The sequence below is a fragment of the Acidisoma cellulosilyticum genome (genome assembly GCF_020621385.1).
GTDB lineage: Bacteria > Pseudomonadota > Alphaproteobacteria > Acetobacterales > Acetobacteraceae > Acidisoma > Acidisoma cellulosilyticum.
In genome coordinates this window covers 87545-99737 of the sequence record NZ_JAESVA010000016.1, presented here as the reverse complement: position 1 = coordinate 99737, position 12193 = coordinate 87545, and the positions used below count along the sequence as shown (strand labels likewise).

Genomic DNA, 12193 nt, shown 5'->3' with positions numbered 1-12193 from the left:
CGTTTGCTCTTCCCAGAGACCCCAGAGGCAGCCGTCGCCGCGGAGCAAGAGGCGGCGACAGATCTGCGGCGGCTCGACGAGTTGGTGGCGATGCGAGCGGCCTCCGCGTGGCGCGGCGATCAGCCCATTCTGGGCGAGACCGTCTTCGCTCGCGGCCGCCCGGAAAGCATAGGCCTGCTGCGCGGCACCGAACACGAGGTCGATGTTATTGCTTCCCTCTGGGCGAGCCTCGGGCTTTTTGAGGATCACGCCGCTGAGCCGGATCCGTCCATCCTGGAGCGACCTCTAATGCGCGACCGAGGCGCGCGACCGGATTCTTCGTATGTTGGGGGAGGGAGGCGACGCCCGAACGCTCGACCACTTTTTGCCGGATTTTTCAGCGGTTACTGATGAGGACGGTACGGCAATTGAGGCCGTGCTGCACCGCTTATCGGCTTGGGCGACGACCTTCAGCGCCAGCTTGGAATTGGCGAAGCAAAGCGATATCACTTTAGCTCAACCGGAAGCCTTCTGCGTAATTCAGGTCTGTCAGTCAGCCGGGACGAGTCAAATTGCGTCGGGTCCGGCAGCGTTTTCAAGCGCTTAAACCGCTCTGCTGCCTTTACTGGAAACGCTCCTGAAGCAGCCGACGCAAAGCACGAATGTTTTAAACCGGCTCCGCGAAGGGTGGCACGTCGACCAGCGACGCGATCAGCCGGAATAGCGCCTGATGCTCCGGACTACCTGCCCCCGCTCGCAGAAAATCCCCGAGCTCGATATGAGAGAGGTGTCCGCCTGACGGCCCGTTAGGCTGGTGGATGATGAATGCGCGCCCGTCCGCGGGTTCACGGCCCAGGTACCAGATGTCGCCCTGTGGGCTGCGGTAAAGCTCTCGCCGGTTAGACATCGGCTAACTCCATATTGCGGTTGAGGCCGTAGCACTGGGCATATTCGGCTTATCGCCGAATCATAGAGATCACGCTTTGAGAGCATTCGCAGATCAAGACTGAGCGGCCTTGAGGTCGGAAAGGCTCTTTCCTAAGTGGGATCTGCTGCAGCGGCGCCAATGGCTATCGTAAATTGTCGATACCAGCCTGAACTGGGTGCGAGGCGCAATTATAGTAACGCGCCCCGCCTGCGGCATCGGCTGCCAGAATAATCCGGCACCAGCACCGACTGGAGCCTAGATAGCCTTAAGATTGCTTGCCGATTCCTTGCCCCGGTCTTGCACAATGTCGTAGCTGACTTTCTGATTTTCATCGAGCCCACGCATTCCGGCCTGCTGGACCGCCGAAATATGCACGAACACGTCTTTGCCGCCGTCCTGGGGCTGGATAAAGCCAAATCCCTTGGTGGCGTTGAACCACTTAACCGTACCGATCGCCATGTCATTTTTCCTAGTAGACAACTAAAGCCGAAGCCGCGCGCACGTGCGCGCCGCGGACGCTCAGGCTTTACAAGCGACGCGTCAATAGCTGCTGTTTTCACGGAAACGTTGGGGGTCCAGCCATGTCAACGCACCCAGCCCGGCATCGCCGTCATCCGCCCTGGTCGGTCGGAGTCAGTCTTGTCCGTTTGAGCTGCAAACACTGGTGCTGGCGGATCATACTCTACGAACTGACCGATTGGGGTCTGTCTGACCTCCCGCGGCTGGTTGGGCTGCGCCCTGATGCGAAACCGGGTCGGCGGTCGCCGGCGGGCCATACCGTCCTCGGCTATGTCTTCTTTATCCCTGGTGATACGCCGCATGTGGGCGTGGCCAGGATCGCCGCCGCCTGGCCGGCGCTACGTTTCGTGCCGTGACCCCGGCCGATCGATTGATGTCGGCTGATAGGGAACACAGTGGCGGCGTGCCGGTCGCCTGTGAGACGTTGGACCTCAGCTGGGAGGGTGACCAGCCGCTTAGCCGTGCGCCCACAACCGGCAAGCCGGCCGCTGGACTGCCGGCCATGCCCATGCTGCATCTCGACGGCTTCGATAGGCCGATGGACCTGCTGCTCGATCTGGCGGAGCGGTAGCGATCGATATCGGTCGGATGTCGATCCTGATGCCTGTCGAGCAGTTCCTGGCGGCGTTCGAGCAACTGCGGGATCGTGTCCCGATCGTGTGCCGGGCCGATTGGCTCGTCATGGCCACCCGCCTCGTGCTGCTCCGTTCGCGTTTGCTCTTCCCAGAGACCCCAGAGGCAGCCGTCGCCGCGGAGCAAGAGGCGGCGACAGATCTGCGGCGGCTCGACGAGTTGGTGGCGATGCGAGCGGCCTTCGCGCGGCTTGGCGATCAGCCCATTCTGGGCGAGACCGTCTTCGCTCGCGGCCGCCCGGAAAGCATAGGCCTGCTGCGCGGCACCGAACACGAGGTCGACGTCATCGCCTTCCTTTGGGCAAGCCTGTCCTTCTTTGAGGATGACGCCACTGGTCGCCAAACTTCCACTTGGCGCGAGACATGACAGAATCATAAGGATGGTCTTTTGATTCAGTTTAATAATGACTTTGTAACGGAAATTCGGACTTGCTCCCGGCATATAGTCGTCCACACTCTCCAAATGAAAGAAGGCACTTGAAAGTGCTATAGTTACTTGAAAGAGAGTGTCGGATGCGTGCATTGGCCAATTTCACGACGGCGGAGATTGAACGGGCGAAGCGCTACGCTTCCGCTATACCTCCGGCCGATCTCGACCCTCGGATCGGAGCGCTGGTCAATGAGTTGATCGGGCGGGTTGCTGACAAGTGGACCATGATGATTCTTGAAACCTTGGCGGAGCAGGGGGAGTTGCGGTTCACGCGCTTGAGCGAATTCGTGAAAGGTATCAGCCAGAAAATGCTGACCCAGACCTTGCGCAATATGGAACGCGACGGACTTGTTATTTGTACCGTGCATCCCGTGGTGCCGCCGAAAGTCGAATATCGCCTTACCGGCCTGGGCCTGAGGCTCGGTTCTGCGTTTTGTGGGGTTTGGGTCTGGGCCGCGGAGAATCTCGACCACGTTGAGAAGGCACGCCAGCTTTTTGACGGCAAAGCGAAAGCGGGGTCCTGACCCTCTTATCGACAGCGGCATTTAGAGGGTTTGCATTTAAAGAATAAGTTATAAGATATTATTTGACTGCGTTCACATCCGAAGGAGCCTGTCCATGGGCATGCGAGACACGCGAGGATTACCTGGCGGCGTGACCGAGACATGGCGTGACCCATGGGGAATTCCCCATATCAAGGCGCCGGGCCGACACGAAGCCTTCGCCGCCCTCGGCTATGTGCATGCCGAGGATCGCCTGTGGCAGATGGAGGGGCTGTTGCGCCGCGGCACCGGCCGCTATGCCGAGTGGGTGGGGCAGCCGGCTGTGGCAGGCGACATGCTGGCGCGCCGGTTGGATACCGCAGGTGCGTCCCAGCGCGATTTTGCAGCACTTGGCGACGACGCGCGGACGATGCTGGAAGCCTATGCAGGCGGCGTCAATGCCTTTATCGCGACGGGCCGCCGTCCGGTGGAATATGGCATTCTGAACGCCGAGCCGCAGGCTTGGTTGCCTTGGCATTCCATCGCCGTGATGCGGCAAATCGGTTTTCTGATGGGATCTGTCTGGTGGAAGCTGTGGCGCGCGGCCGCCCTACCCATTGTCGGTACAGACAATGTCGGCAAGCTGCGATTTGACGACGGCGGCAACGAATTGCTGTGCCTGCCACCGGGCGCCGACACCGGCGCTTTCACAGCTGATCTAGCAGCGCTGAAACCCGGTATCGAGGCATTGCTGGCGGTCGCCGCCCAGGATGTCAGCGGCGGCGGCAGCAACAATTGGGCGTTATCGCCCGAGCATACGGCGACCGGGCGCCCCCTGCTGGCCGGCGACCCGCATCGCGTGCTGGAAATGCCGAATATGTATGCCCAGGTTCATCTCGCCTGTGACGAATTTGACGTCATCGGGCTGACGGTGCCCGGCGTGCCGGGCTTCCCGCATTTCGGTCACAACGCGTCGGTCGCCTGGTGCGTCACGCACGCCTTCGTCGATATTCACGACATTTACGTTGAACGCTTCGGGAATGGCGGCGCGACCGCGTTGTATCAGGACCAGTGGGAACCGGTGCGCCAACGGCAGGAAACGATTGCCGTCCGGGGCGGCGCGAATGTCCTGGTGGATGTGGTGGAGACCCGTCACGGTCCGGTGATTGCCGGCGACCCGGCCAAGGGTTCCGCGCTCGCCCTGCGCTCCATGCAGTTTGCGGAAACAGATCGATCCTTCGACTGCATGATCGCGATGATGCAGGCGAACACGGTCGCTGGCCTATACGAGGCGACACGCGACTGGGGGTTGATCGACCATAATCTTGTCGCCGGTGATACGGCGGGGACAATCGGTTATCGCGTCCGCGCCAAGGTGCCGAAACGTCCGCGCTCGAACGGCTGGTTGCCGGTGCCGGGCTGGACCGGCGCGCACGAATGGGACGGCATGGTGCCGTGGGAGGCGATGCCCGCGGCCGTCAACCCGGCCGGCGGCGTCATTGTGACCGCAAACAACCGCGTCACACGCGATGACGGAGAGCATTATCTATCAACAGACGCGATGCCGCCACACCGCGCGCGCCGGATTTGGAGCCGGCTCGCCGCGCTCGGGAAGGCGAATATCGCCGATATGGCGGCGATTCATCGCGACCTGGAGACGATCCCGGGCCAGGAGTTGCGGGATCGACTGCGCGGTCTTGGCGGCATCGACGCCAAGGCGACTGACGTGCATCGCCTGATTCTGGCGTGGGACGGCCGTATGAGCACCGAATCCGAGGCGGCGAGCGCCTATATCGCCGTTCGGCTTGCCCTGACACGGTTGGTCTCTGAGCGTTCCGGACTCAGCGAGGTGACGAAGAGCCCATACACGCGGGTATCGCCCAATATCATCCCGGAGAACCAGCTATGGTGGCTCGTGCCCGGCCTGCTGCGGGCCGATGATACGTCAATATTGGCTGGCGCTTCCTGGGACGACCTGTTGCGAATCGCTTTGAGCCAGGCATCCGAAAGGGTGGCAGAGCCTTGGGGCAGGCTTCATCAGCCTCAGCTGACGCATAGTCTTTCTGCAGCCTTTCCCGACCATGCGGCTGCGCTCGATCGTCTATCGGCGGAAGTCGGTGGTGACAACGATACGGTATTCGCAACCGGCTGCACGGCGACGGTCGGCACGCGCGCCGTCTACGGTTCGCTTTGCCGCTATGTGTTCGACGTGGGCGCTTGGGACAATTGCTGCTGGATCGTCTTTCACGGTGCTTCCGGCGAGCCCGCCAGCCCTTGGTATCTCAATCAGAACGCCCATTGGGCGGCTGGCGAGATGGTCCCGATGATGTATGACTGGGAGCAGATCTCGGTCGAGGCGGTAGAGCGGCGCGAATTGCAAATTTGATCGCGCAACGGCCGGTTTGTTACTGCAACAGATGGCTTTGACAGTCTCAAATTATATGATATAACTCGGCTGAATTTGGTTGGTAGGCCGTCATGGACATGCATATCGACACAGGCGATCAGGCGCTTCGCGCCCGTGCGCTGCGGGTTGTTCCCGGTGGTATGTATGGCCATATGCGAACCGCCACGCTGCCGGCCGGCTATCCGCAGTTTTTTGAGCGGGGCGAGGGCTGTCACATTTGGGATGCCGACGGCCGCCGCTATCTCGATTTCATGTGTGCGTGGGGGCCGATCGTGCTGGGCCATCGGCATCCCGCCGTCGAAGAGGCCGTTCAGCGCCAGATGGCCAAGGGTGACCTGCTCAATGGTCCCACTGAACGGATGGTCGAACTCGCCGAACGTCTGGTGCGATTGGTCGCCCATGCCGACTGGGCGCTCTTCGCCAAGAATGGCACGGACGCGACGACGACGTGCGTCACATTGGCGCGGGTCAAAACCGGTCGGCGCAAGATCGTGGTCGCCAAAGGTGCCTATCACGGTGCCGTGCCGTGGTGCTCACCTTCTGTCTTGGGTGTAACGGCCGAAGATCGCGCGCATCTTTCGACCTACATCTACAATGACATTGCCAGTCTCGAAAAGGCAGTGGCGCGTGCCGGCGATGATCTTGCCGGCATCGTGGTTTCTGCCTTCCGGCACGATTACGGCTTCGATCAAGAATTGCCGGATCCCGCTTTCGCCAAGTGCGCCCGCGCCTTGGCTGATGCGAGTGGAGCAGCCCTGATTCTGGACGACGTGCGCGCGGGGTTCCGCCTGACCCTGGCCGGAAGCTGGGATCTGGTCGACGTGCAGCCTGATCTCTCCGCCTGGAGCAAGGCCATAGCGAATGGCCACGCTCTGGCCGCCGTGACCGGAAACGACGAGTTCCGAGACGCTGCCTCGCAATTATTCGTGACCGGTTCTTTCTGGTGCGGCTCCGTGCCGATGGCGGCGGCGCTTGCCACGCTTGATGAGCTGGAGCGGATTGACGGGCCGGCGCAGATGCATGCAATGGGAACGCGTCTGCGCGAGGGATTGGCAGCACAAGCCGCCGCCGCCGGCATCGGCATTCGACAGAGTGGGCCGCCGCAAATGCCCACGCTCATGTTCGAGGACGATCCGGATTGCGCTAAAGGCTTTCTGTTTTGCCAGGAGGCGCTCAAGCGCGGCGTTTACCTGCATCCGCGTCACAATATGTTCCTGTCCGCGGCCCATACCGCGGCCGATATCGACGAAGCGCTTGCGGTGACGCGTGAGGCATTCGGGGTTCTTGACCGTTCCTAGACGTGGATTAACTTCGGATAAATCGCCTTATTCTGCTCCGGTTTTGCGATGGGAAGACAAATCTTCCCATCGCAGGAATCTTCCTGATAGGATGTTGCTCTGACAGCGGCGAAGGAAGTTGCATGATGGTTCAACCCACGCGTCGCAGTATTTTATTGGGTGGTGTAGCGCTAGGCGCATCGGGCTTGCTTCCGCCTGCCTATGCGCAGACGCCAAGCAAGGGTGGTACGCTGATATATGCGACCGTCTCCGGCCCGGGCACGCTAGACCCGCATGTGTCTTCCAGCCTCGTCGAACTTGAAGTGATACACAACGTGTTCGAGGGGCTCGTCGCGCTGGATCACGCGAACGCGACCAAGACCATGCTGGCGTCGACCGCCACGGCATCCGCCGATTCAAAGACCTATACTTTCGTGCTGCGCCGGGGTGTGAAATTCCATACCGGTGCGGAAATGACGTCCGCAGATGTCAAGGCCTCTTTCGAGCGTTATCAGCGTGTCAGTCCGAATGCTGAAAACTTCAGCGTCGTCGATCACTACGAGACGCCCGATCCCTATACCTTCGTGGTCCACCTCAAAGCACCAAACTATGTGTTTCTCGACATCCTGAAATCGCCGATCTTTCCGCTCATGATCCTGCCGGCCTCGGAATCGGCGAAGCCGGCGCGCGGTATCGATATTGTCGGCACCGGACCTTTCGCACTGGGCGAATGGGTGAAGGACGGTCATCTGACCATCAAGCGGTTCGACGGCTACGCGGTGGACATGAGTTCGCCCGGCCGCGATGGTTATGCGGGACGCAAGATCGCCTATCTGGACGCCGTCCGGTTCAATTTCATACCTGAAGCGTCGACCCGGATTGCGGCATTGCAGACGGGCGAGGCCCAACTGGCGAGCAATATCCCCAGCGAGCTGCGCCATCAGGTCGAGAGCCAGAGCAAACTCGCCATCCACGAGGTCTTTCCGGTCGGTGGCTCATATATCATTCTCAATTCCCAATATGGCCTGACTTCCAATGTGCTGATCCGTCAGGCTGTTGCGGCGGCGATCAACATTTCCGATATCACGGACGCGACCGGCGGTCTCAACAAGCCCAATCCGTGGATGTCGTTTCCCAATACGCCATACTATCTGGGAACGACGACACCGACGCCCTGGTACAATCAGAACAACCCCGCCAAGGCCGCTGCTCTTTTGAAGCAGGCCGGCTATAACAACGAAAAGATCATCATCGAGACCAACGACAACTATGATTGGATGAAGACCACCATGCTGGTGGTCCAGGCGCAATTGCAGGCGGCGGGCATGAACGTGGATGTGCGCGTGGTGGATTGGACCACGAATGCCGCCGACATGCAGGAACATACCGGCCAGTGGAACCTGTCCACGACCTTGTTCGGACCGGACCATATTCTGGGTCCTCAGGAGTGGCGGCCGCTGCTTTATGGTTTTCCCAATATCAAGGGCAACACGGCGCTCGACGATGCCTATGCCGCGTTCTTCGCCAGCCCCGGGCTGGACGCGCGCCGGGCGGCCTGGCTCACCATTCAGCAGCAGGTTTTGGGTGGCGGCTACATGGTCAAGATCGCCGACTCGGGGCGTCTCTTCGGCTACGCGAAAACCCTGCACGGCCAGACCGATTATCCAGGCATTCTTCAGCTTTGGGGGTTGTCCCTTGCCTGACCCGCATGCCGCGGCACGTCGCCGGTGACCCCGGCGATTCGCCTGATCCTGATCAAGCTGCTCCAGGCGGTGCCGGTCGTCCTGATCGTGTCGATCCTGGCGTTCCTGGTTCTGAACCTGCTTCCGGGTGACCCCGCCGTGATCATCGCGGGAGACCAGGCAACGCCCGCCGCAATTGAGGCGGTGCGGCACAGTCTGGGGCTCGACCGGCCGTTTATCGTGCAGCTCGGCATCTGGTTCCTGCACATCGTCCATGGCAATTTCGGCAATTCGCTGGTGCTCAACCAGACTGTCGCGAGCGCGATGCTGCAGCGACTGCCTGTCACGCTGTCGCTTGCCGGACTTTCTCTTGCCATCACGCTGCCCATCGGCATCGGCCTCGGTTCATTGGCCGCCTACTACCGGGGAAGCTGGATCGATTCGTCGGTGATGACGGTAGCGCTTGTCGGCGTCTCCGTGCCGTCATTCTGGGTTGCCGGCCTTGCCGTCGCATTGTTCAGCGTGGTTCTCGGCTGGTTCCCCTCCAGCGGATACGTGCCCTTCGCGCAGAACCCCGCGCAGTGGCTTCGTGCCTTGCTGCTGCCGTCAATCATTCTGTCCCTGTTCGAGATTGGGTTCCTGTCCCGCATGACGCGCTCCGCCATGCTCGACGTGTTCGGTCAGGACTTCATCCGTACCGCCCGCTCGAAGGGCATCAGTGAGTGGCGGATCGTCAGCAAGCATGCATTTCGCAATGCCCTCGTCATGGTCATCACGGCGACCGGAATCTTGCTCTCTGCGGCGATCGGCGGCTCCGTGGTGATCGAGCAGGTCTTCGCGCTGCCGGGTGTCGGCCGCCTGGTGGTGGAGGGCATCCTGGCACGCGACTATCCCCTGGTGCAGGGCGTCATGCTGATCTACGGTCTCACGTTCGTCCTGATCAATCTGATCGTCGATCTTGCCTATAGTTTTGCCGATCCGCGGGTGCGCTATGATTGAGGCCTCGACGGTTCCGGAATTCGCAGCGACGACGCTGGCACCGCGGCAGCGTTCGATGATTCTGCGGCGGCTGGTCGCACATCGTTCGTTCCAGATCGGCTTTTTTCTGGTCGGTGTCCTGGCAATTGCCGCCGTGCTGGGACCGATGCTGACGAACACCAAACCGTCCGCGATGCATATAAGCCATCGCTTCAGCCCGCCCCAGGCGAAGTTCCTGTTTGGCACGGATATGTTTGGCCGCGACATCTTTACGCGGGTGCTTTACGGCGCGCGCGTCTCTCTCTGGGTCGGCTTCGCCGTCGCGGCGATCGCGGGCGTTTTCGGAACCACCCTGGGCGTGCTGGCAGCGCAGTTCCGCAGCCTGGAAGGCGCGATCATGCGTCTGATGGACGCGCTCATGTCGTTCCCGGCCATCCTCCTGGCGCTCGGCATCACCGCGGCCTTGGGACCCAGCATGAACAGCGTCATCATCGCGCTGTCGGTGGCCTATGTGCCGCCCGGCGTGCGGATTGTCCGCGCATCGGCACTGGTGGTGCGAGAACTCGACTATGTCCAGGCGGCGCTAATCGCGGGTGCGCGAGCACCGCGGATCATGCTGCGCCATATTCTGCCGAACAGCATCGGCCCATTGCTGGTGCATCTGAGCTTCGTCTTTGCTTATGCGATTTTGGCCGAGGCGGCCTTGAGCTTCCTTGGTGTCGGCGTGCAGCCGCCGACGCCGAGCTGGGGCAATATCATCGCCGAGGGCCGCGACTACGCGTTGCAGGCATGGTGGATCGTGCTGTTCCCGGGCATCGGCATCAGCCTCGCCACGATCGGCCTCAACCTGCTCGGCGATGGTCTGCGGGACGTGCTCGACCCGAAGCTGAAGGGATGACGATGCCAGCTGACGCGCTCGTCTCAATCCGCGACCTGACCGTGCAGTTTCGCACCGATCGCGGCTGGGTCAGCGCTATCGAGGATATATCGCTCGATATCAATGCCGGCGAGTGCCTGGGCGTGGTGGGCGAATCCGGCAGCGGCAAAAGCGTGACGGCGCTGTCGATCCTGCGACTGCATGCGCGCGGCACGGCCCGCGCGGCACGCGGCAGCATCATGCTGGACGGCCGTGACCTGCTGCGGGCCCCTGAGCGGGACTTGCGCCGCGTGCGCGGCGGCGACATTGCGATGGTATTCCAGGACCCGATGTCGTCGCTCAATCCCGTGCTCACGATTGCGGATCAGATCTCGGAATCCCTGCGGCTGCATCAGGGGCTGTCACGTGCCGAGGGGCGCAGCCGGGCGATCGAGCTGCTCGACCTGGTCCGCATCGCCGATGCGCCGCGCCGCGCTGACGAGTATCCGCATCGTTTGTCGGGCGGCATGCGTCAGCGCGTCATGATCGCGATTGCGATCGCTTGCCGGCCCCGTCTGCTGATAGCCGACGAACCGACAACGGCGCTCGATGTCACCATCCAGGCGCAGATCCTGGAACTGTTGCGGGATTTGCGTGCCGAGCTTGGCATGGCGGTGATGATGATCTCTCACGATCTCGGCGTGATCGCGGAGTTCGCTCATCGCGTCGTCGTCATGTATGCAGGGCGCATCGTGGAACAGGCCCCGGTTGGGACATTGTTTAGCGCGCCGCGGCATCCCTATACCGAAGGACTGATGACGTCCCTTCGCGGACGCGACATTCCCGGGCAGCGGCTTGGTTCCATTCCCGGTCGGGTGCCCGACCCGGACGAAAGCATTCCTGGTTGCCGCTTCGGCCCCCGTTGCGCGCATGTCGAAGCGGTCTGCCGTGCGGCCGTCCCCGCACTCGTATCAATTAGCGAGAATCACGACGTCCGCTGCACCCCGCGCTCGCAAGCCCTGGCGCCAGCATGCCTGTGACCAGCGAAACCTCCGTCGAGGTCCGCGATCTTACCATGAGCTTCGGATCGGGAGGCGCGGGTAGACGCCCGACCATGGTCCAAGTTCTGCACGACCTGACATTCGACATTGGTTCTGCCGAGACGTTGGGCCTGGTCGGCGAATCCGGTTCCGGTAAATCCACCGTGGGGCGCATTCTCGTGGGCCTGCTGAAACCAACAGGCGGCAGCGTGCGGCTGTTTGGGCGCAGTGTCACCGGGGCCGACCGTGCGGCGAATTTCGCCGCTGTGCGCTCGCGCGTGCAATTCGTGTTCCAGGACCCGCATGCAGCATTGAACCCGCGCATTCGCGTCGGTCATTCGATTGCCGAGCCGATCGATATCGCCGGCAAACATTCCCGCCGGGATCGCGATGACCGGGTGCGGCAATTGCTGGAACTGGTCGGCCTGCCGCGGGACAGCGCAGACCGCTTTCCGCACGAATTCTCGGGTGGTCAGCGGCAACGTATCGTCATTGCCCGCGCGCTGTCGCTCTCGCCCGACTTCGTGGTTTGCGACGAACCGGTTTCGGCGCTGGATGTGTCGATGCAGGCGCAGATCGTCAATTTGCTCATGGATCTGCAGGACCGCTTCGGTCTGAGCTATCTGTTCATTGCGCATGACATGACGGTGGTGCGCGCCATCGCCCGACGGGTCGCGGTGATGTATGCAGGCTCGATCGTCGAGATTGCGCGGAACGCCGATCTCTATGCCGACCCGCTTCACCCTTACACCCGGGCGTTGCTCGATGCGATGCCCCGCCCCGATCCCACACGGATCAGGCCGCGCACGATCCCGGGCGAAGTGCCAAGCCTGCTGGCGCCACCATCAGGCTGCCGGTTTCACACGCGCTGCCCGCATGTCATGCCACGCTGTCGCGACGAGAGTCCGCGCCTGCTGGAGATCGCGCCCGGGCGGCAGGTCGCCTGCCATCTTTTCACCGCAGCCGAAACGACGGAGCCATAG

The 12193-nt window shown here is 61.8% G+C and carries 13 protein-coding genes and 1 pseudogene; 12 read left to right on the top strand and 2 right to left on the bottom strand.

What is annotated here, in order from left to right:
• Positions 1–390, top strand: a pseudogene (locus ACELLULO517_RS26495) (hypothetical protein); the annotation flags it as partial.
• Between the two features lie 256 nt (positions 391–646).
• On the opposite strand, the gene ACELLULO517_RS26490 reads toward ACELLULO517_RS26495, so the two are convergent.
• Together ACELLULO517_RS26490 and ACELLULO517_RS26485 are read right to left on the bottom strand one after the other, a co-directional pair.
• Positions 647–886 (bottom strand): hypothetical protein, encoded by a 240-nt coding sequence (locus tag ACELLULO517_RS26490; protein WP_227310547.1) that lies wholly within the window; start codon positions 884–886, stop codon positions 647–649.
• A 276-nt stretch (positions 887–1162) separates the two neighbouring features.
• Positions 1163–1366, bottom strand: coding sequence for a cold-shock protein (locus ACELLULO517_RS26485; RefSeq protein ID WP_227310546.1), 204 nt, complete (start codon positions 1364–1366; stop codon positions 1163–1165).
• A gap of 122 nt (positions 1367–1488) precedes the next feature.
• On the opposite strand from ACELLULO517_RS26485, the gene ACELLULO517_RS26480 reads away from it, so the two are divergent.
• From ACELLULO517_RS26480 to ACELLULO517_RS26430, 11 genes are all read left to right on the top strand, one after another.
• On the top strand, positions 1489–1782 hold the full coding sequence (locus ACELLULO517_RS26480) for a hypothetical protein (protein WP_227310545.1): 294 nt from the start codon (positions 1489–1491) through the stop codon (positions 1780–1782).
• 17 nt (positions 1783–1799) lie between these two features.
• Positions 1800–1997 carry a hypothetical protein gene (locus ACELLULO517_RS26475; RefSeq protein WP_227310544.1) on the top strand — a complete coding sequence of 66 codons (198 nt, stop codon included), beginning with the start codon at positions 1800–1802 and terminating at the stop codon, positions 1995–1997.
• A 17-nt stretch (positions 1998–2014) separates the two neighbouring features.
• Positions 2015–2425, top strand: coding sequence for a hypothetical protein (locus tag ACELLULO517_RS26470; protein ID WP_227310543.1), 411 nt, complete (start codon positions 2015–2017; stop codon positions 2423–2425).
• A gap of 146 nt (positions 2426–2571) precedes the next feature.
• Positions 2572–3012: a winged helix-turn-helix transcriptional regulator gene (locus ACELLULO517_RS26465; protein WP_227310542.1), complete on the top strand. Its 441-nt coding sequence runs from the start codon at positions 2572–2574 to the stop codon at positions 3010–3012.
• A 94-nt stretch (positions 3013–3106) separates the two neighbouring features.
• Entirely contained in the window at positions 3107–5356 is a 2250-nt protein-coding gene (locus ACELLULO517_RS26460; RefSeq protein ID WP_227310541.1) for a penicillin acylase family protein, read from the top strand.
• Positions 5357–5454: 98 nt separating this feature from the next.
• Positions 5455–6675, top strand: a complete 1221-nt coding sequence (locus ACELLULO517_RS26455; protein WP_227310539.1) for an aminotransferase class III-fold pyridoxal phosphate-dependent enzyme — start codon at positions 5455–5457, stop codon at positions 6673–6675.
• Positions 6676–6797: 122 nt separating this feature from the next.
• Positions 6798–8357: an ABC transporter substrate-binding protein gene (locus ACELLULO517_RS26450; protein WP_227310537.1), complete on the top strand. Its 1560-nt coding sequence runs from the start codon at positions 6798–6800 to the stop codon at positions 8355–8357.
• A 24-nt stretch (positions 8358–8381) separates the two neighbouring features.
• On the top strand, positions 8382–9335 hold the full coding sequence (locus tag ACELLULO517_RS26445; protein WP_227310536.1) for an ABC transporter permease: 954 nt from the start codon (positions 8382–8384) through the stop codon (positions 9333–9335).
• On the top strand, positions 9328–10212 hold the full coding sequence (locus ACELLULO517_RS26440; RefSeq protein WP_227310535.1) for an ABC transporter permease: 885 nt from the start codon (positions 9328–9330) through the stop codon (positions 10210–10212). The genes ACELLULO517_RS26445 and ACELLULO517_RS26440 overlap by 8 nt, the downstream gene beginning before the upstream one ends.
• Positions 10209–11210 (top strand): ABC transporter ATP-binding protein, encoded by a 1002-nt coding sequence (locus tag ACELLULO517_RS26435; RefSeq protein WP_227310532.1) that lies wholly within the window; start codon positions 10209–10211, stop codon positions 11208–11210. The genes ACELLULO517_RS26440 and ACELLULO517_RS26435 overlap by 4 nt, the downstream gene beginning before the upstream one ends.
• Positions 11201–12193: an ABC transporter ATP-binding protein gene (locus tag ACELLULO517_RS26430; protein ID WP_227310531.1), complete on the top strand. Its 993-nt coding sequence runs from the start codon at positions 11201–11203 to the stop codon at positions 12191–12193. The genes ACELLULO517_RS26435 and ACELLULO517_RS26430 overlap by 10 nt, the downstream gene beginning before the upstream one ends.